At 69.9% G+C, this 18,816-nt stretch carries 18 protein-coding genes; 16 read left to right on the top strand and 2 right to left on the bottom strand.

Annotation, left to right across the window (positions count from 1 at the left end; all coding sequences use genetic code 11):
• Window positions 1–64: 64 nt before the first annotated feature.
• The 5 genes from dop (at window position 65) to prcA (ending at window position 4,262) form a co-directional block, all read left to right on the top strand.
• Window positions 65–1,576 (top strand): depupylase/deamidase Dop, encoded by a 1,512-nt coding sequence (gene dop / locus AB0P24_RS01660; protein ID WP_365789904.1) that lies wholly within the window; start codon window positions 65–67, stop codon window positions 1,574–1,576.
• A 190-nt stretch (window positions 1,577–1,766) separates the two neighbouring features.
• Window positions 1,767–1,985 carry a ubiquitin-like protein Pup gene (locus AB0P24_RS01655; RefSeq protein ID WP_365789902.1) on the top strand — a complete coding sequence of 73 codons (219 nt, stop codon included), beginning with the start codon at window positions 1,767–1,769 and terminating at the stop codon, window positions 1,983–1,985.
• Window positions 1,986–2,029: 44 nt separating this feature from the next.
• Entirely contained in the window at window positions 2,030–2,620 is a 591-nt protein-coding gene (locus tag AB0P24_RS01650) for an endonuclease VII domain-containing protein (RefSeq protein WP_365789900.1), read from the top strand.
• A complete protein-coding gene (prcB, locus tag AB0P24_RS01645; protein ID WP_365789898.1) occupies window positions 2,572–3,417 on the top strand; it encodes a proteasome subunit beta in 846 nt (281 codons plus the stop codon). Before AB0P24_RS01650 ends, prcB begins: the two co-directional genes overlap by 49 nt.
• A gap of 68 nt (window positions 3,418–3,485) precedes the next feature.
• The gene (prcA, locus tag AB0P24_RS01640) at window positions 3,486–4,262 is read left to right on the top strand and encodes a proteasome subunit alpha (protein WP_365789896.1); all 777 of its coding nucleotides are present in this window, start codon (window positions 3,486–3,488) and stop codon (window positions 4,260–4,262) included.
• A gap of 89 nt (window positions 4,263–4,351) precedes the next feature.
• Here the strand turns inward: prcA and AB0P24_RS01635 are convergent, their stop codons facing one another.
• Complete coding sequence (locus tag AB0P24_RS01635) at window positions 4,352–5,368, bottom strand: LacI family DNA-binding transcriptional regulator (protein ID WP_365789894.1); 1,017 nt, start codon at window positions 5,366–5,368, stop codon at window positions 4,352–4,354.
• Between the two features lie 87 nt (window positions 5,369–5,455).
• Between AB0P24_RS01635 and AB0P24_RS01630 the strand changes: the two genes are divergently transcribed.
• The 11 genes from AB0P24_RS01630 to AB0P24_RS01580 all read left to right on the top strand — a co-directional run bounded on the left by AB0P24_RS01630 (window position 5,456) and on the right by AB0P24_RS01580 (window position 16,904).
• On the top strand, window positions 5,456–6,715 hold the full coding sequence (locus AB0P24_RS01630) for an MFS transporter (RefSeq protein ID WP_365790169.1): 1,260 nt from the start codon (window positions 5,456–5,458) through the stop codon (window positions 6,713–6,715).
• A gap of 9 nt (window positions 6,716–6,724) precedes the next feature.
• Window positions 6,725–8,086, top strand: coding sequence for a Pup--protein ligase (gene pafA, locus AB0P24_RS01625; RefSeq protein ID WP_365789892.1), 1,362 nt, complete (start codon window positions 6,725–6,727; stop codon window positions 8,084–8,086).
• Window positions 8,087–8,190: 104 nt separating this feature from the next.
• Window positions 8,191–9,189, top strand: a complete 999-nt coding sequence (locus AB0P24_RS01620; RefSeq protein WP_365789890.1) for an FKBP-type peptidyl-prolyl cis-trans isomerase — start codon at window positions 8,191–8,193, stop codon at window positions 9,187–9,189.
• A gap of 75 nt (window positions 9,190–9,264) precedes the next feature.
• On the top strand, window positions 9,265–9,636 hold the full coding sequence (locus AB0P24_RS01615) for an FKBP-type peptidyl-prolyl cis-trans isomerase (RefSeq protein WP_234531439.1): 372 nt from the start codon (window positions 9,265–9,267) through the stop codon (window positions 9,634–9,636).
• A 206-nt stretch (window positions 9,637–9,842) separates the two neighbouring features.
• Window positions 9,843–10,844 carry a WYL domain-containing protein gene (locus AB0P24_RS01610; RefSeq protein WP_365789887.1) on the top strand — a complete coding sequence of 334 codons (1,002 nt, stop codon included), beginning with the start codon at window positions 9,843–9,845 and terminating at the stop codon, window positions 10,842–10,844.
• Window positions 10,845–10,863: 19 nt separating this feature from the next.
• The gene (locus AB0P24_RS01605) at window positions 10,864–11,874 is read left to right on the top strand and encodes a WYL domain-containing protein (protein ID WP_365789885.1); all 1,011 of its coding nucleotides are present in this window, start codon (window positions 10,864–10,866) and stop codon (window positions 11,872–11,874) included.
• Between the two features lie 94 nt (window positions 11,875–11,968).
• Window positions 11,969–12,229, top strand: coding sequence for a hypothetical protein (locus AB0P24_RS01600; protein ID WP_181806526.1), 261 nt, complete (start codon window positions 11,969–11,971; stop codon window positions 12,227–12,229).
• A 10-nt stretch (window positions 12,230–12,239) separates the two neighbouring features.
• Complete coding sequence (locus AB0P24_RS01595) at window positions 12,240–12,434, top strand: hypothetical protein (protein ID WP_189264791.1); 195 nt, start codon at window positions 12,240–12,242, stop codon at window positions 12,432–12,434.
• 260 nt (window positions 12,435–12,694) lie between these two features.
• On the top strand, window positions 12,695–12,979 hold the full coding sequence (tatA, locus tag AB0P24_RS01590) for a Sec-independent protein translocase subunit TatA (protein WP_089103088.1): 285 nt from the start codon (window positions 12,695–12,697) through the stop codon (window positions 12,977–12,979).
• A gap of 47 nt (window positions 12,980–13,026) precedes the next feature.
• Complete coding sequence (tatC, locus tag AB0P24_RS01585) at window positions 13,027–13,968, top strand: twin-arginine translocase subunit TatC (RefSeq protein ID WP_365789882.1); 942 nt, start codon at window positions 13,027–13,029, stop codon at window positions 13,966–13,968.
• 83 nt (window positions 13,969–14,051) lie between these two features.
• Complete coding sequence (locus tag AB0P24_RS01580) at window positions 14,052–16,904, top strand: DEAD/DEAH box helicase (protein ID WP_365789880.1); 2,853 nt, start codon at window positions 14,052–14,054, stop codon at window positions 16,902–16,904.
• 256 nt (window positions 16,905–17,160) lie between these two features.
• Here the strand turns inward: AB0P24_RS01580 and atzF are convergent, their stop codons facing one another.
• Window positions 17,161–18,816: an allophanate hydrolase gene (gene atzF / locus AB0P24_RS01575; RefSeq protein ID WP_365789878.1), complete on the bottom strand. Its 1,656-nt coding sequence runs from the start codon at window positions 18,814–18,816 to the stop codon at window positions 17,161–17,163.

The raw sequence follows: 18,816 nt of genomic DNA, 5'->3' as shown, positions 1-18,816 counted from the left end.
CGGAGCGCCAGCGGTACGCGAGCGAAGCCCACGACCGAGGGCTCCGCCGGGCAAGGAGGGCCGCATGACCGTACGGCGAGTAATGGGCATCGAGACGGAGTACGGGATCTCCGTCCCCGGTCACCCCAACGCCAATGCCATGCTCACCTCGTCCCAGATCGTCAACGCCTACGCGGCGGCGATGCACCGGGCCCGCCGGGCCCGCTGGGACTTCGAGGAGGAGAACCCGCTACGGGACGCCCGAGGCTTCGACCTCGCACGCGAGGCCGCCGACGCCAGCCAGCTCACCGACGAGGACATCGGCCTCGCCAACGTGATCCTCACCAACGGCGCCCGCCTCTACGTCGACCACGCGCACCCCGAATACAGCTCCCCCGAGGTCACCAACCCCCGCGACGCCGTCCTCTGGGACAAGGCCGGCGAACGCATCATGGCCGAAGCCGCCGAACGAGCCGCCGCACTCCCCGGCGCCCAGCCCATCCACCTCTACAAGAACAACACCGACAACAAAGGCGCCTCCTACGGCACCCACGAGAACTACCTGATGAAGCGGGAAACCCCCTTCTCGGACATCGTGCGCCACCTCACCCCCTTCTTCGTCTCCCGCCAGGTCGTCACCGGCGCCGGCCGCGTCGGCATCGGCCAGGACGGCCACGAACACGGCTTCCAGCTCAGCCAGCGCGCCGACTACTTCGAGGTCGAGGTCGGCCTGGAGACGACACTCAAACGGCCCATCATCAACACCCGCGACGAGCCCCACGCCGACGCCGAGAAATACCGCCGCCTCCACGTCATCATCGGCGACGCCAACCTCTCGGAGACCTCGACCTACCTCAAGCTCGGCACCACCGCCCTCGTCCTCTCCATGATCGAGGACGGCTTCATCGCCGTCGACCTCGCCGTCGACCAGCCCGTACGCACCCTCCACCAGGTCTCCCACGACCCCACCCTCAAGCGCCTCGTCACCCTCCGCAGCGGACGCACGCTCACCGCCGTCCAGCTCCAGATGGAGTACTACGAGCTCTCGCGCAAATACGTGGAGGAGCGCTACGGCGCCGACGCCGACGACCAGACCAGGGACGTCCTCACCCGCTGGGAGGACACCCTCAACCGCCTGGAACACGACCCCATGAGCCTGGCCGGAGAACTCGACTGGGTCGCCAAACTGGAACTCATGGAGGGCTACCGGCGCCGCGACGACCTCGACTGGGACGCCGCCAAGCTGCACCTCCTCGACCTCCAGTACGCCGACGTACGGGCCGAGAAGGGCCTCTACAACCGCCTCGCGGCCCGCGGACGCATGAAGCGGCTCCTGGACGAGGCCGAGGTGGAACGGGCCCGCACCACCCCTCCTGAGGACACCCGGGCCTACTTCCGCGGCCGCTGCCTGGAGCAGTACGCCGACGACGTCGCCGCGGCCAGCTGGGACTCGGTCATCTTCGACCTTCCCGGCCGCGACAGCCTCCAGCGCGTCCCAACCCTGGAACCACTACGCGGAACGCGAAATCACGTCAAGGAGCTCCTGGACCGCTGCCGCACCGCAGAAGACCTGGTCAGGGTCCTCTCCGGCGGCTGAGCGGGCGCTCGGACCACACCGGGCGGCCGGGGTCAAAACCCCGCCGCCCGGGAATCATCGAGGTGGCCCCCGTACGTTGGAGAAACTGCGGGGCCGATGTCGGACCCGGCTTGTAGGGTCTGATCATCACCGATCGGCAGGAAAGCCGACCTGTCGACCCATGTCGGGCGAACTGAGCGGGGTGAGTGTCATGGCAACCAAGGACACCGGCGGCGGACAGCAGAAGGCGACGCACTCCACCGAGGAGGTCGAGGAGCAGGCGGCGGAGTCGCAGTCCTCGGAGGACCTCAAGGAGCGGCACGAGAAGCTGAGCGACGACGTGGACTCTGTTCTTGACGAAATTGACGATGTCCTTGAGGAGAACGCAGAGGATTTCGTGAGGTCCTTCGTTCAGAAGGGTGGGCAGTAGGCCCATTTTTCCTTCGAATCGAAGGCGCGGGGGAGTCGGGGTTGATGGACGGTGGCGGTGTGAAGCGCTGCTCGCGGTGTGGGGAACACAAGCCGCGAGCAGCGTTCGCAAGTAACAAGTCCATGCCTGGTGGCCTCCAGGCATACTGCCGGGAATGTTCGGCCGAGTACTACCGGCAGCGCCAGGAGGCCAAGGGCAAGAAGGTGCGTGAAAAGGTTTTCGTTCCCGAGGGTCACAAGCGGTGTCCGCAGTGCGAAGTGGTCAAGCCGCACTCCGAACGGGAGCGCAACACGTCGACTTCGGACGGCTGGGCGAGCTACTGCCGCGCGTGCCGTGCGGAGCGGAACAGGGTCAGCTACTTCAAGCGCAAGTACGGCCTCACCGAAGCCGAGCGTGCCGCGCTGATCGCCTCGCAGCGAGGTGTCTGCTGTATCTGCCTATCCGCTCCCGCCGTGCATGTGGATCACTGCCACAAGACGGGTAGGGTCCGAGGCGTACTGTGCTTCAACTGCAACTCGGCCATCGGTCTGTTGAGGGACGATCCCGAGACGCTCAACCGAGCCGCCGACTACCTGGAAGGAAACGCGTGGAAGCCAACACTCGTAGCACCGGGCGTCTACCAGCTGCCTTCCTGACGCCTGGGTCGTCCTCGTTCATGGACTTTCTCGGTGAGCACCAGCCCGAGCTGCTGCCCGGCAGGCGGCAGTTGCCGCCCACGCAGGGGGTGATCGAGGCGCCGCACGGGACGACGATCGTGGCGGTGACCTTCCCCGGCGGGGTCGTGCTGGCCGGTGACCGCCGGGCCACGATGGGGAACGTGATCGCGCAGCGGGACATCGAGAAGGTGTTCCCGGCGGACGAGTACTCGGCCGTCGGTATCGCCGGCACCGCCGGTCTCGCCGTGGAGATGGTGAAGCTCTTCCAGTTGGAGCTGGAGCACTTCGAGAAGGTGGAGGGTGCTCAGCTGTCGCTGGAGGGCAAGGCGAACCGGCTGTCGACGATGATCCGGTCCAACCTGGGCATGGCGATGCAGGGGCTCGCGGTCGTGCCGCTGTTCGCCGGGTTCGACGTGGACCGGGCGAAGGGGCGGATCTTCTCGTACGACGTGACGGGCGGCCGTTCCGAGGAGCACCACTTCGCCGCCACCGGGTCGGGCTCGATCTTCGCGCGCGGTGCGATGAAGAAGCTGTTCCGTGACGACCTGTCCGAGGAGCAGGCGACCACACTGGTGGTGCAGGCTCTGTACGACGCGGCTGACGACGACTCGGCGACGGGTGGTCCCGATGTCGCCCGCCGGATCTACCCGATCATCACCGTGATCACCGAGGGCGGTTTCCGCCGGCTCACCGACGACGAGTCCTCCGAGCTCGCCCGTGCGGTGCTGGCGCGCCGTCTGGAGCAGCCGGACGGTCCGCGCGCGGCGCTGCTGTAGGCGTCGGCGTTCTTATCAAGGTGATCCCAGTGACTTCGACGGAACCCTAGGGAAGGGGACGGATACCGGTGTCGACGCCGTTTTATGTCTCACCTCAGCAGGCGATGGCGGACCGTGCCGAGTACGCCCGGAAGGGCATCGCGCGTGGCCGCAGTCTGGTTGTGCTCCAGTACGCCGACGGCATCGTGTTCGTCGGTGAGAACCCGTCCCGTGCGCTGCACAAGTTCAGCGAGATCTATGACCGGATCGGTTTCGCGGCCGCCGGTAAGTACAACGAGTACGAGAATCTGCGGATCGGTGGGGTGCGCTACGCCGATCTGCGTGGTTACACCTATGACCGTGACGATGTGACGGCGCGTGGTCTGGCGAACGTGTACGCGCAGACGCTGGGCACGATCTTCTCGTCGGCGGCGGAGAAGCCGTACGAGGTGGAGTTGGTCGTCGCCGAGGTGGGGGAGATCCCGGAGGGTGATCAGATCTATCGGTTGCCGCACGATGGTTCGATCGTGGATGAGCACGGTTCGGTGGCGGTCGGTGGTAACGCGGAGCAGATCAGTACGTATCTGGACCGTGAGCACCGGGAGGGGATGACTCTCGCGGAGGCTCTGAAGCTGGCTGTGACGGCGCTGTCGCGGGAGCCGAACGGTACGCAGCGGGAGATTCCGGCGGAGCGTCTGGAGGTGGCGGTGCTGGATCGTACGCGGCCGCAGGCGCGTAAGTTCAAGCGGATCGTCGGTCCGCAGCTGGCCCGGTTGCTGGAGGCGGAGGGTGCGGCCACGGCTGCCGAGGCCGAAGGGGCTGCCGAGGCCGAAGGGGCCGAGGAGTCCGGCGGAGACGTCGAGTAGCAGTTGGTGCGGGCCCTGCTCTGCGCGCCCCGTCCGGTGGTTTCCGGACGGGGCGCGGGCGTTTGTGGGGGTTGGGGTGGCTGTGGTGGTCAGGGCGCCGGTGGCGGGGCTGTGGAGCCTCGTACGACGAGTTCGACGGGGATGTCTCCGTGTTCGGGTTCCCGGCCGTCCAGGACGGCGAGGAGGGCTTGCATGCCGCGTTCGCCGAAGAGTTCGGCGTCGAGGCGGACGGTGGTGAGTTCGGGGTCGATGGCGGTGGCGAGGGCGAGGTCGTCGAGGCCGGTGACGGAGATGTCGTCGGGGATGCGCAGGCCTTGGCGGCGCAGGGCTTTGTAGGCGCCGGCGGCGAGTTTGTCGTCGTCGCAGACGAGGGCGGTGGGGCGGGGGCCGGGGGTGGTGAGGGCGGCCTCGGTGGCGGCCAGGGCGCCCTCGATCGAGATGGGGGCGTGGACGGTGCGTACCGAGGTGCCGGGCACGCGTGCGGTGCGGGTCGCCAGTTCGTGCGCGCGTACCTCGAAGGTCCAGGACGGGATGTCGGCGGCCAGGTGCAGGAAGTGGCGGTGGCCGAGGTCCAGGAGGTGGCCGGCGATCTGGCGTACGCCGTCGGCGATGTCGAGGTTGACGGTGGCGGCGCCGAGGCTGCCGTCGGGGTCGCTGTCGAGCATGACGAGGGGGAGCTGGTCGCCGCGGATGTCGGTGAGGGCGTCGGCGGCCATGGAGGAGGCGATGACGCCGTCGAGGGCGGCCTGGGCGGAGGCGAAGGGGTCGCGGGCTGGGCCGATGCCTTGGGGGGAGGGGTAGAGGACGACGCCGAAGCCGTGTGCGGAGGCGACGCGGGCGGCTCCGGTGTAGACGCCCGCGAAGAATTCGGTGGTGAGGGCGGGGACGACGAGGAGGACGGTGCGGGTGCGGCCGAGGCGGAGGTTGCGGGCGGCGAGGTTGGGGCGGTAGCCGAGGTCGCGGGCGGCTTCGCGGACGCGTTCGGCGGTGGTTGCGGAGACGCGGCCGCGCCATTTGTCGCCGAGCACGAGCGAGACGGCTGCCTGGGAGACGCCGGCGGCCTGGGCGACGTCGCGGCTCGTCGGGCGCGTGCTGCTGGGTGGCACCGGGGGTGGGCTCCTTCGTCTGGACGTGTAACAGCGCACATGGTACGTATGGGAGGCGGGGTTATACGTAAAACTTGGAGGCGGGGCATGGCCGCGGGGTACCTGGAGATCCTCAGGGCGAGGCACGCGGCCCGGCTGCTGGCGGGGACGCTGGTGGGCCGGTTGCCGAACGCGACGGCCGCTCTCGTGATCGTGCTGTTCGTGCGGGCGCAGGGCGGTACGTACAGCCTCGCGGCGGCGCTCGCGGCGGTGTACGGGGTGGCGAACGCCGTGGGGCAGCCGGTGCTCGGGCGGCTGGTCGATCTGTACGGCCAGCCGCGCGTGCAGTTGCCGGCCGCTGTGGCGTCGGCCGTCGCGATGGCCGCTTTCGCCTTCGCCGGAACCGATCCGCTGCCGTCGGCCTATGTGTGCGTGGCGGCCGCCGGGTTGTTCACGCCTCCGCTGGAGGGCGGTCTGCGGGCCTTGTGGTCGAGTGTGCTCGGTGCGGGGGAGCGGGTGCACACGGCGTACGCGATGGACGCGGTGGCGCAGGAAGTCATGTTCACCGTGGGACCGTTGCTGGTGACGTTGTGCGTGTCGCTGTGGTCGGCGCAGGCGGCGCTGCTCGTCGTGAACGCGGTGGGTGTCCTCGGGGCGCTCTCGGTCGTGGTCTCGCCGCCGTCGCGGGCGTGGCGTTCGGCGCCGCGCGAGGCGCACTGGCTGGGCGCGCTGCGGTCGCCCGGTCTGCTGGTCATGCTGGCGGCGTTCCTGTTCGTGGGGATCGCGCTGGGTTCCATCACGGTCGCGTCGGTGCCGTACGCGGACGGCCATGGCGGTGACGTGGTGTACGGCTGGCTGATGGCCGCTCTGGGGCTCGGTGCGCTGCTGGGGGGCACGGTCTACGGGGCGCGGCGGTGGACAGGGGAGCCGGCGCGGCGACTGCGCGTGCTGGTGGCTTTTCTGGCGGTGTGTTATCTGCCGCTGATGCTGATGCCGGGTGCGGTGGCCATGGTGCTGCTCACCGTGCTGGCCGGGGTGTTCCTGGCGCCGGTGATCGCGTGTGCGTTTGTGCTGGTGGACCGGCATGCGCCGAGCGGTACGGTCACCGAGGCGTTCTCCTGGCTTGTGACGACGTTCACAGTGGGCGCGTCGGTGGGAACGGGCCTGGCGGGCCCGGTCGTCGAGGCGGGCGGGGCCTTGTGGGGGTTCGCTGTGCCGGGTGCGGCGGGGGCCGTGTCGCTGCTGGTCCTGGCGGTCACCGGGCGGGTCCTCGCAGCTCCCGGTGGGGCCACGGTGATTGCGGCCGGTTCGGAAAATGATCCAAATCGTGCTGCCGAACCCCGTTTCAGCTCAGGGGATCGGGCGTAATGTTCAGTCATGGACCGCCGCATTTTCGGGCTGGAGAACGAGTACGGCGTCACGTGCACGTTCAGGGGACAGCGCCGCCTGTCGCCTGACGAGGTGGCGCGGTACCTCTTCCGCCGTGTCGTGTCATGGGGCCGTAGCAGCAATGTCTTTCTGCGCAACGGCGCCCGGCTCTATCTCGACGTGGGCTCACATCCGGAATACGCGACACCCGAGTGTGACAATGTGATCGAACTGGTCACCCACGACAAGGCCGGCGAGCGCATTCTCGAAGGACTGTTGGTGGACGCCGAACGACGCCTGCATGAGGAAGGAATCGCGGGCGATGTCTACCTTTTCAAGAACAACACCGACTCGGCGGGCAACTCGTATGGTTGCCACGAGAACTATCTGGTGGCGCGGCACGGGGAGTTCTCCCGGCTCGCGGACATTCTCATCCCGTTCCTGGTGACCCGGCAGCTGCTGTGCGGCGCGGGCAAGGTGCTTCAGACGCCGCGCGGTGCGGTGTACTGCGTGAGCCAGCGGGCGGAGCACATCTGGGAGGGCGTCTCCTCGGCGACGACGCGTTCCCGGCCGATCATCAACACGCGCGACGAGCCGCACGCGGACGCCGAGCGCTACCGCCGGCTGCATGTCATCGTCGGCGACTCGAACATGTCCGAGACCACGATGCTGCTGAAGGTCGGTGCCACCGACCTGGTGCTGCGCATGATCGAGGCGGGCACGGTGATGCGGGACCTGACCCTGGAGAACCCGATCCGGGCGATCCGGGAGGTCAGCCATGACATCACGGGCCGGCGCAAGGTGCGCCTGGCCAGCGGCCGGGAGGCCTCCGCCCTGGAGGTGCAGCGGGAGTACTACGAGAAGGCCGTGGACTTCTGCGAGCGCCGCGGTATCCGCACCGGCACGGTCGAGCAGGTGCTGGAGCTGTGGGGCCGGACGCTTGACGCGATCGAGGCCGAGGACCTGGACCGGATCGGCACCGAGATCGACTGGGTGATGAAGTACAAGCTCATCGAGCGGTACCGGGCCAAGCACAACATGACCATGTCGCATCCGCGGGTGGCGCAGATAGACCTCGCTTATCACGACATCCACCGTCGTCGGGGTCTGTATTACCTGCTGGAGAAGAAGGGGCAAACCGCTCGGATCTGCAATGACTTGAAGATCTTCGAAGGCAAGTCGGTGCCGCCGCAGACGACTCGGGCGCGGTTGCGCGGTGACTTCATCCGGCGGGCTCAGGAGCAGCGCCGGGACTTCACGGTCGACTGGGTGCATCTGAAGCTCAACGACCAGGCGCAGCGCACGGTGTTGTGCAAGGACCCGTTCCGTTCGGTCGACGACCGGGTGGAGAAGCTCATCGCCGGTATGTGAGCGATCGCCACACGGGCGCCGTACGTTTTCCGTACGGCGCCCTTCGCACGCCGTAGAGTTGCGCGCACGCCATCCGCAAGATCGACCGATTACGAGGCTCTTCCGTGCGCCGACGCTCTCTTCTCCTTGCCGCTGTTCCCGCAGGACTGGTCACGCTCGCCGGGTGTGGTGACAAGTCGTCCTCCTCCAGCAAGGCCAGCGCCTCGCCGTCGGCCTCGGCTTCGGTGCCGCCGCCGAAGATCGTGGACGGGCCGTTGCCGGCGATCACGGCGGGCACGAAGTTCGACGAGAAGCCGACGGTCGCCAAGGGCAGCGGGGATCCGTCGAAGAACCTGGCGGTCAAGACGGTGATCGCGGGGAGCGGGAAGACGGTCGCGGAGAACGACTTCATCCAGGCGAACTACCTGGGGCAGATCTGGTCCACGGGGAAGGTCTTCGACCAGTCGTACGACCGTACGCCGCTGCTCATGCAGCTCGCCGCGGGCAGCATCATCGACGGCTGGCGGTACGGGCTGGCCGGGAAGAAGGCCGGCAGCCGGGTGCTGATGGCCGTGCCGCCGACCTGGGGGTACGGCAGCTCGGGCAACGCGCAGGCCGGGATCAAGGGCACGGACACGCTGGTGTTCGTGGTGGACGTGCTGAACTCGTACAACTCGAAGAGCTCCAGTACGGGCAAGGAGGTCGCGCAGAGCGACGCCGCGCTGCCGAAGGTCGGCACGAACACGGACGGCAAGGCTCCGTCGGTCGACATTCCCAAGGCGGACCCGCCGAAGAAGCTGGTGTCGAACTACGTGCTGGAGGGCGACGGCCCGGAGGTGAAGGCGGCGCAGACCATTCTGTGCCAGTTCAAGGGCGAGGTCTGGGACAGCGGCAAGGTTTTCGAGCAGACGTATGAGAGCGGGCGGCTGGCCCAGTTCTCGGTCACGCAGATGCAGCAGGTCGTCAAGGGGCTGGCGCAGGGGATCACCGGCAAGAAGGTGGGCAGCCGGATCATGGTCGTCACGCCGCCGGACCTGGCCTACGGGGACAACCCGCCGAGCGGTGGAGTGGTGCAGAAGGGTTCGACGCTGGTGTTCTCGGTGGACATTCTCGCGGCGATGTAGTGGCGCGGGCGGTACCGGGGCGGGGATGAAAGACTGTCCGGGTTCCGTGTCGTTACACAAGCAGGAGCTTAAGACGTGAGCATCGACAAGCCCGAGATCGACTTCCCCGAGGGCGAGCCCCCGGCCGACCTGGAGATCAAGGACATCTGGGAGGGCGACGGCGAGGTGGCTCAGGCGGGCCAGACCGTCACCGTGCACTACGTGGGTGTCGCGTTCAGCACCGGCGAGGAGTTTGACGCCAGCTGGAACCGGGGCACGCCGTTCCGCTTCCCGCTGGGCGGGGGCCGGGTCATCAAGGGCTGGGACCAGGGCGTGCAGGGCATGAAGGTCGGTGGCCGGCGGCAGCTGACCATCCCGGCGCACCTCGCCTACGGCAACCAGAGCCCGACGCCGGCGATCCAGCCCGGCGAGACGCTGATCTTCGTCGTGGACCTGATCGCGGTCTGATCCCCGCCCCGGGCCGGCGCCGTCACGCGCCGACCGGTCCCGGCCGTGAACCGGCTGGACGAGGGCCCGTGCGGTGCGTGCGGGCCCTCGGTGTTTGCGGGGTTGTGTCCGTTTCGGTCCTCGTTGTTCGTAGTGGCTTTTGCCGTGACACTCCGGAGCGGTACGGTCATCGGTCAGAAGCACCATAGGGAAGGCGAAGGGCGTCGATGGCCATTGCCAAGGCCGAGCGGCTGATGAACCTGGCGCTGTGCCTGCTGGGGACGCGGCGGCCGCTCAGCAAGCGTGAGCTGCGGGACTCCATCGAGGCATACGTCGAGGCCTCCGGGCCGGGCAGGGGTGCGGCCTCCGGGCCGGGAAAAGGTGCAGCGGGCAGCGACGACTCCTTCAACCGGATGTTCGAGCGGGACAAGGACGATCTCCGTGAACTCGGACTGGTGATCGAGACCGTCGAGAACCTGGACGGCGAGGTCGGCTACCTCGCCCGCCGCGACAGCAACCGTCTGCCGCCCATCACGCTGGACGCCGAGGAGGCAGCCGCCCTCGGTCTTGCCGCCAAGGTCTGGCAGCAGGCCCGGCTCGCCGGCGCCGCCAGCGGCGCCCTGCAGAAGCTGCGCGCGGCAGGCCTCCCCGAGGACGTCGACCCGTACGAGGCCCATGGCGCCCTGGAGCCGCGGATCCCCGTGCACGAGGCCGCGTTCGAGCCGCTGATGCTGGCCTGCCGGGACCGCCGCCCGGTCCTCTTCGACTACCGCAAGGCCACCGCCGCCCGCCCCGAGACCCGGAACGTGGAGCCCTGGGCCCTGGAGTGCTGGCGCGGCCACTGGTACCTGGCCGGCTGGGACCGTGACCGGGGCGCCGAGCGGGTGTTCCGGCTGTCCCGGATCACCGGGAAGGTCCGCTCCCGGGGCACCGCCTTCACCGCGCCGGTCCCGGACGTCGTCACCGTCCGCGAGACCGTGGCGAGCTGGGCCGGGGAGATCGCCGACCGCTCCGCGCTGATCCGGCTGCGTTCGGGGTCCGGGTACCCCCTTCGGGCGAAGGCCACGGCGGTGCGGGAACTCGGCGACGGGTGGGACGAGTTGGAGATTCCGTACGGGCACGGGCTGGACGCGTGGCTGGTGGAGTTCGGGCCGGACGTGGTGGTCCTGGAGCCGGCCGAGCTGCGGGCGGACGTCGTGGACCGGCTGCGTGCCGTGGCCAAGGGCTGAGGGGGAGCGGAGCAAGGCAGTGGCAGGAAAACCGGTCAGGCCCGTGAACGCCATCGACCAGACCCGGCGGATGCTCTCCCTGGTGACCTACCTGCGCGAGCGCCCCGGCGCCCGGATCGCGGACGTGGCGCGCGCCTTCGGCATCACCGAGGACGAGCTGGTCTCCGACCTGGACGTGCTGCCCATGTGCGGCACCAGCTTCCGGGGCGGCGACCTGCTGGACATCGACACCGACGGCGAGCGGATCTGGTGGCACAACGCGGCCGCCCTCGGTGAGGAGGCCGCCGAACCCCTCAGGCTCGCCGCCGACGAGGCGACTGCGCTGCTGGTCGCCGCCCGCGCGGTGGCCACCCTGCCCGGGCTGCGCGAGGGCGACCGGCAGGCGCTGCTGCGGGCCACCGCCAAGGTGGAGACCGCGGCCGGCGACGCGGGCGACGCCAGCGCCCGCCTGTCGGTGACCTTCGAGTCCGAGGGCGGTGTCTTCGCCGACGTCGACCGGGCGATCGCCGAGCGCCGCCGGCTGTGGATCCGCTACTACTCACCGGCCCGCGACGAGGTCACCGAGCGCGAGATCGACCCCATCCGCCTGGTCAGCGTCGGCCACACCTACGTGGAGGCCTGGTGCCGCCGCTCCGAGGCGCGGCGCACCTTCCGGCTCGACCGGGTCGCCGAGATCAAGATCCTCGACGAGCCGTCCGCACCCCCCGAGATCGAGCTGCGCGACCTGTCTGAGGCCCTGGTGCAGCCGGCCGCCGAGGACCCCGAGGTGGTCGTCGAGGTCGGCCCGGCCGGCCGCTGGGTCGCCGAGTACTACCCGCACGACAGCGCGGATGAGCTTCCCGACGGCGGGCTGCGTATCAGTCTGCGCACCCCCGATCCGGCCTCCCTGCGCCGGCTGGCGCTCAGGCTCGGCGGCGACGGCCGGATCGTGTCACCGCCCGAGCTGGCCGACAGCGCCCGCCGGGCGGCCCGGGAGGCACTGACGGCGTACGACCGCATGGGGCACGTCGATGAGGAAGGGCATGAGTGAGCCCGAGGAGCGCGCTCCGAAGGCGAACCACCGAGAAGGAGGGGCGAGGGTTTTGAACGAGTCTTCGGGTTCCGGTGGCGCGGGCGCGCGGGAGATGACGGTCGCGGCCGCCTTCGCCGGGATGAGAAGGGTGGTCCCCGTGGTCTTCAGGGCCGGCTGTCCGGACTGCCGGGGCAGCTTCGAGCTGACCGCGAGCGCCCTGCGCCTGGCCATCGGGGCCACCAGCCAGACCACGTTCTACTCCTTCACCTGCCCCGACTGCGGGGCCGCCGTCCGCAAGCCCGCAGGCGAGCGGATCGTCGAACTGCTCACCGGCGGCGGGGTCAGGACACTGCGGCTGCACCCCACCGTCTAGGCTCGGCCCCATGTTCTGGGCGATGGTCGCGGTAGCTGTGGGTTTCGTGGGTCTCGCCGTGCTCGGCGTGCTCGCCGTCCGGGTCTTCCTGGAGGCACGCCGGCTGGGAGCGCAGGTCGCGGACTCGGCACGGCGGATCAACCGGGCCGCGGAGGACCTGGAGCGGGCCGCCGTCAGCACCGCCCGCACTGTGGACACGCTGTGACCCACGCTGTGCAAGCGGTGTGAGGAACGGGCCATAAGCGGTTTGCGTCACTTCGGCCTGTCACGGCGCCCGCAGGGGCAGGTACGCTGCTGCACGCGGCACGGAGAACGAGGCCCGTTCCGCGGACCGGGAGTACGCACGGGGATTGCCTCACGTTTACCCCTGAGCGTTACGATCGCTGACAGCACGATCACTCGGACGCATGTCCGACGGATCGGACAGCACCCCATCCAGCCGCCTCGGTGAGAAGGTAAAGACTTATGTTCGGAAGGCTCGGAGCCCCCGAGATCATTCTCATCCTTGTGGTCGTCATCCTGCTGTTCGGCGCGAAGAAGCTTCCGGACATGGCCCGCTCGCTCGGCAAGTCCGCGCGCATCCTCAAGAGCGAGGCCAAGGCGATGAAGGAAGACGGCAACACCACCACCTCCGCCCAGGCGCCCGCCTCCGGCGAGCAGTCCCAGGCCCAGCGCACCATCCAGGCGGCCCCCGGCGACGTGACCAGCTCGCGCCCGGTCAACGAGCCGTCGGACACCACCCAGCGCTGACGCAGGGCCGGTAGCCCCCGGCCCGCCGCACGAGATGAGGACGTGGGTTGCCAAAGTCTGCCCGCAAACAGGAGAAGGATCCCGAGGGGCGGATGCCTCTCGCGGATCACCTTCGTGAGCTCCGCAACCGACTCGCGAAGGCCATGCTGGCCATCATCGTCATCACGGTGATCGCCGCCTTCTTCTACAACAACATCATCGACTTCCTCACCAAGCCGATCCTCAACTCGGTCGGTTGCGCCCACACCTTCTCGGAGATGAACAAGACGAGCGGTGACGAGCAGTGCGCCCAGATCACCATCAACGGTCTGCTCGCGCCCTTCACGCTCGCCCTCCAGGTCTCCCTGATGGCCGGTGTGGTGTTCGCCTCGCCGGTCTGGCTGTACCAGCTGTGGGCGTTCGTCGCCCCCGGTCTGCACCGGCACGAGAAGAAGTACGCCTACGCGTTCGTCGGCACCGGCGTTCCGCTCTTCTTCGCCGGCGCGTTCTTCGCGTACAAGGTGCTGCCGACCACCGCGAAGGTGCTCATCGGCTTCACCCCGCACGGGGTGAGCAACCTGCTGCCGCTCGACGACCTGCTCCAGCTGGTCACGCGCATGGTGGTCGTCTTCGGCCTCTCCTTCGAGCTGCCGCTGCTCCTGGTGATGCTCAATCTCACCGGCATCATCTCCGGCAAGCGGATGCTCGGCTGGTGGCGGGGGATGATCCTCGGCATCACGGTCTTCGCCGCCGTGGCCACCCCGAGCACCGACCCGCTCTCCATGCTGGCGCTCGCCGGACCGATCTGGGTGCTGTACTTCGGCGCGGTCATGTTCTCCCTCCTCAACGACCGGCGCAGGCGCCGCCGCGACGACGACGGCCTCGACGACGACGAGGCCTCCCACCTCGACCTCACCCCCGAGGACGTCGGCGAGATCGAGACCGTCTCCGCCAGCCGCGCGCTGCCCGAGGCCCCGGACCGGGTCAACGGCTACGACGACGTGACCTGACAGGGCTCCCACAACCACCGAGAGGTGCCCGCGTCCCACGACGCGGGCACCTCTTCGTCGTCCGTCGTCCCATGTTCCGGATAATGATCGTCCTGTTGTCAGTGGGGACCGGTACGCTCGAAAGCACGATGACAGAGGACCTCTCACCGGCCGAGCGGTATGCGGCGGCCCGCAGGCGGGCCGCCGAGCAGGCCACCGCGCTCGCGTCTTTCCGCGAGATGTACGACTTCGGCCTCGACCCCTTCCAGATCGAGGCCTGCCGGGCGCTCGAAGCCGGAAAGGGCGTACTGGTGGCCGCCCCCACCGGCTCCGGCAAGACGATCGTGGGCGAGTTCGCCGTCCACCTCGCCCTCATGCAGGGCAGGAAGTGCTTCTACACGACACCCATCAAGGCACTGTCGAACCAGAAGTACACCGACCTCTGCCGCCGCTACGGCGACGGCATGGTCGGCCTGCTCACCGGCGACAACAGCATCAACCCGGACGCCGCCGTGGTCGTCATGACCACCGAGGTCCTGCGGAACATGCTGTACGCGGGCTCCCAGACCCTCATCGGCCTCGGCTACGTGGTCATGGACGAGGTGCACTACCTCTCCGACCGCTTCCGCGGCGCCGTCTGGGAAGAGGTGATCATCCACCTCCCGGAGTCCGTGACCCTGGTCTCCCTGTCGGCGACCGTCTCCAACGCGGAGGAGTTCGGCGACTGGCTGGACACCGTCCGCGGCGACACCGACGTCATCGTCTCCGAACACCGGCCCGTCCCGCTGTTCCAGCACGTGCTCGCCGGACGCCGGATGTACGACCTGTTCGAGGAGGGCGAGGGCCACAAGAAGGCCGTCAACCCCGACCTCGTCCGGCTGGCCCGGATGGAGGCCACCCGGCCCTCGTACCAGGACCGCAGACGCGGCCGTGCCATGCGCGAGGCGGACCGGGAGCGGGAGCGCCGGCAGCGTTCCCGGGTGTGGACACCGGGCCGCCCCGAGGTCATCGAACGGCTCGACAACGAGGGCCTGCTGCCGGCCATCACCTTCATCTTCAGCCGCGCCGCCTGCGAAGCCGCCGTCCAGCAGTGCCTGCACGCGGGACTCAGGCTCAACGACGAGGAGGCGCGGGACAGAGTGCGCGCCCTGGTCGAGGAGCGCACCTCCTCCATCCCGCCGGAGGACCTGCACGTCCTCGGCTACTACGAGTGGCTGGAGGGCCTGGAGCGCGGCATCGCCGCCCACCACGCCGGCATGCTGCCGACCTTCAAGGAGGTCGTCGAGGAGCTGTTCGTCCGCGGCCTGGTCAAGGCCGTGTTCGCCACCGAGACCCTCGCGCTCGGCATCAACATGCCCGCCCGCTCCGTGGTGCTGGAGAAGCTCGTCAAGTGGAACGGCGAGCAGCACGCCGACATCACCCCGGGCGAGTACACCCAGCTGACGGGCCGTGCGGGCCGGCGCGGCATCGATGTCGAGGGCCACGCGGTGGTGCTGTGGCAGCGCGGCATGAGCCCCGAGCACCTCGCCGGGCTCGCCGGCACCCGCACGTATCCGCTGCGGTCCAGCTTCAAGCCGTCGTACAACATGGCGGTCAACCTGGTCGAGCAGTTCGGGCGGCATCGCTCGCGGGAGCTGCTGGAGACGTCGTTCGCGCAGTTCCAGGCCGACAAGTCGGTCGTCGGCATCTCCCGTCAGGTGCAGCGCAACGAGGAGGGGCTCGCCGGCTACAAGGAGTCCATGACCTGCCACCTCGGCGACTTCGAGGAGTACGCGCGCCTGCGGCGCGAGCTGAAGGACCGGGAGACCGAACTGTCCCGGCAGGGCGCGGCCCAGCGGCGGGCCGAGGCGGCGGTCGCGCTGGAGAAGCTCAGGCCCGGCGACGTCATCCATGTGCCGACCGGCAAGTACGCCGGGCTCGCCCTGGTGCTGGACCCGGGGTTGCCCGCCGGCCGGTCCAACGGTCACCGCGGCTTCGAACAGCACGACGGGCCCAGGCCGTTGGTGCTGACCGCCGAGCGGCAGGTCAAGCGGCTGGCCGCCATCGACTTCCCGGTGCCCGTCGAGGCGCTGGAGCGGATGCGGATCCCCAAGTCCTTCAACCCCCGCTCCCCGCAGTCCCGTCGGGACCTCGCCTCCGCGCTGCGCACCAAGGCCGGGCACATCCCCCCGGAGCGGGCCCGCAAGAAGCGGTCGCAGGCGGCCGACGACCGCGAGATCGCGCGACTGCGGACCGCGATCCGCGCACACCCCTGCCACGGGTGCAACGACCGCGAGGACCACGCCCGTTGGGCCGAGCGCTACCACCGGCTGATCCGGGACACCTCACAGCTGGAGCGGCGGATCGAGGGGCGGACCAACACCATCGCCCGGACCTTCGACCGGATCGTGGCGCTGCTGACCGAGCTGGACTACCTGCGCGGGGACGAGGTCACCGAACACGGCAAGCGGCTGGCCCGGCTGTACGGCGAACTCGACCTGCTCGCCAGCGAATGCCTGCGGGCGGGTGTCTGGGAGGGCCTCGGCCCCGCCGAACTCGCCGCCTGCGTCTCGGCGCTGGTGTACGAGGCCCGGGTCGGTGACGACGCGATGGCCCCCAAGCTGCCCTCCGGGAAGGCCAAGGCCGCGCTCGGCGAGATGGTGCGGATCTGGGGTCGGCTGGACGCCCTTGAGGAGGAGTTCCGGATCAGTCAGACCGAGGGCGTCGGGCAGCGGGAACCGGATCTCGGGTTCGCCTGGGCCGTGTACATGTGGGCCTCGGGAACGGGGCTGGACGAGGTGCTGCGGGAGGCGGAGATGCCCGCCGGGGACTTCGTCCGGTGGTGCAAGCAGGTCATCGACGTGCTGGGGCAGATCTCGGCCGCGGCCCCGGTGGAGGGGTCGACGGTGGCCAAGGCCGCGCGCAAGGCGGTCGACCTGGTGCTGCGAGGAGTCGTGGCCTACTCGTCGGTGGGCTGACGGCCGTGAGCGCGTGGCGCCTGCCCGGCGGATCCCGCCGGGCAGGCCCCGTTCGCCGTGCGGGATCAGCGGTAAGGCCGTGCGGGCTCAGCGGTAAGAAGGGGCGCGGCGCACAGGTGCGGCGCGCGACCGGTCAGCGCTTGGTAGGTCTCACACGATGTACAACGGCACGTCCCTGATCAGACGACCGGGGCGGGCCGCACGGCAGCGGCGCCCGGCGGCGCCGCTCCACTGGTTTCCGGGCGCGGCGAGGTCGTCAGCGCGACGCCAGGAAGGCTCGCCAGCCGCCGTGGTGGGTGATGTCCTCGGCGTCCGCCAGCGCGCCGGGCTCGCACAGGAAGCCGGGGACGGCGGTGCCGTCGGCCAGTTCCACGCTGCCCAGGGCCATGGGACGGGGGAGCGCGGCCAGCAGGCGGCCCAGGCCCTCGGCCGGCAGGCTCCAGATCTCCGTCTCGATCGCCGCGCCGCCCGCGCCCACGTGCACCAGGCCGGGCTTGGGCACAGTGGTCGGCAGGGCGTAGAGGCGGTACGCGGGGGCCGTCGTCGTCGTGCGTTCCCGTACCGCCCCCAGCGCCAGGAGTTGGGGATTGAGCGGCTGGCCGGTCAGGTGGGCGCCGACCACCGCCAGGCGCACCCTCGGTTCCAGGGCGCGGGCGATGCCGGCCAGTCGGTCGTCCGTGAACGCCGGGCCGATCAGCATCACGCCGAACGGCAGGCCGTTCACCTCGGCCGCCGGGACCGCCACCGCCGCCAGGTCGAAGAGGTTCGTGGAGTTGGTGAAGCGGCCCAGGCGGGCGTTGGCGCCCAGGGGGTCCGCCGCCACCTCGGCCAGGGTGGGGTGGCCGGGGGCCGTGGGCAGCAGCAGGGCGTCCGCGTCTCCCAGTGCGGCCAGGGCGCGGCTGCGCAGGTCCGCCAGCCGGTCCTGGTCCGCGAAGAGCCGGTGGGCCGGGATGTCACGGGCCCGGGTGATGATTCCGGTGACCGTGGGGTCCAGACCCGCGCCGCCGGACATGAGCAGCTTGTCGACGAAGTCCCCGACCGCCGTGTAGCGCTCGGCCACGAACGCGCCCTCGTAGAGCATCGCCGCCGCCTCGGTGAAGGGGGTGAGGGCGAGCGGCTGGATCGAGGCGCCCGCGGCGACCAGACGGCCCACCGCCTCCTCGTAGGCCTCCGCCCAGCCTTCGTCCATCTCGCCGAGCTGCTCGCGCGGGGGTACGGCGATCCGCCAAGGGCCCGGAGCGCGTTGGGGGAGCGGCGGGAGGGGGCGGTCCGGGGGGTATGTGACATGGGACAGTGCCTGCTCCGCCTCGGGGACCGTGCGGGCGAACACCGTCACGCAGTCGATCGACGCGCACGCCGGGACGACGCCGGCCGTCGGCACCAGGCCCCGGGTCGGCTTCAGGCCGACGATGCCGTTGAAGGCCGCCGGGATCCGGCCCGAGCCCGCCGTGTCCGTGCCGAGGGCGAAGTCGACGATCCCCAGGGCCACGGCGACGGCCGAGCCGGAACTGGAGCCGCCGCTGATCCTGGCCGGGTCGATCGCGTTGCGTACCGCGCCGTAGGGGGAACGGGTCCCCACCAGGCCGGTCGCGAACTGGTCGAGGTTGGTGGTGCCGAGGACGAGCGCGCCGGCCGCGCGCAGGCGGGCCACCACGGGGGCGTCGGCCCGCGGTTCGTACGCGTACGCCGGGCAGCCGGCCGTCGTGGGCAGCCCGTGCACGTCGATGTTGCCCTTGGCGGCGAACAGCCGGCCGGCGAGCGGGAGGTGCTCACCGCGGGCCACCCGCTCGTCGATCGCGCGGGCCTCCGCCTCGGTTTCCTCCTGCGGGCGCAGGCCGATCCAGATCTCGGGCCGGTCGACGGCCTCGATGCGTGCGTAGGCGGCACGGACACGGGAGACGGTGCTGGACAT

It is taken from the genome of Streptomyces sp. NPDC086519 (assembly GCF_040686075.1).
In the GTDB taxonomy this organism is placed as follows: Bacteria; Actinomycetota; Actinomycetes; order Streptomycetales; family Streptomycetaceae; genus Streptomyces; species Streptomyces shenzhenensis.
This window is presented reverse-complemented; position numbering and strand designations above follow the sequence as displayed.

Coding starts and splice junctions, on each gene's coding strand:
- pafA (WP_365789892.1), top strand. CDS start 6,725: ATGGACCGCCGCATTTTCGGGCTGGAGAACGAGTACGGCGTCACGTGC.
- tatA (WP_089103088.1), top strand. CDS start 12,695: ATGTTCGGAAGGCTCGGAGCCCCCGAGATCATTCTCATCCTTGTGGTC.
- AB0P24_RS01610 (WP_365789887.1), top strand. CDS start 9,843: ATGGCCATTGCCAAGGCCGAGCGGCTGATGAACCTGGCGCTGTGCCTG.
- AB0P24_RS01580 (WP_365789880.1), top strand. CDS start 14,052: ATGATCGTCCTGTTGTCAGTGGGGACCGGTACGCTCGAAAGCACGATG.
- atzF (WP_365789878.1), bottom strand. CDS start 18,816: ATGTCCAGCACCGTCTCCCGTGTCCGTGCCGCCTACGCACGCATCGAG.
- AB0P24_RS01655 (WP_365789902.1), top strand. CDS start 1,767: ATGGCAACCAAGGACACCGGCGGCGGACAGCAGAAGGCGACGCACTCC.
- AB0P24_RS01630 (WP_365790169.1), top strand. CDS start 5,456: ATGGCCGCGGGGTACCTGGAGATCCTCAGGGCGAGGCACGCGGCCCGG.
- AB0P24_RS01650 (WP_365789900.1), top strand. CDS start 2,030: ATGGACGGTGGCGGTGTGAAGCGCTGCTCGCGGTGTGGGGAACACAAG.
- dop (WP_365789904.1), top strand. CDS start 65: ATGACCGTACGGCGAGTAATGGGCATCGAGACGGAGTACGGGATCTCC.
- AB0P24_RS01600 (WP_181806526.1), top strand. CDS start 11,969: ATGACGGTCGCGGCCGCCTTCGCCGGGATGAGAAGGGTGGTCCCCGTG.
- AB0P24_RS01595 (WP_189264791.1), top strand. CDS start 12,240: ATGTTCTGGGCGATGGTCGCGGTAGCTGTGGGTTTCGTGGGTCTCGCC.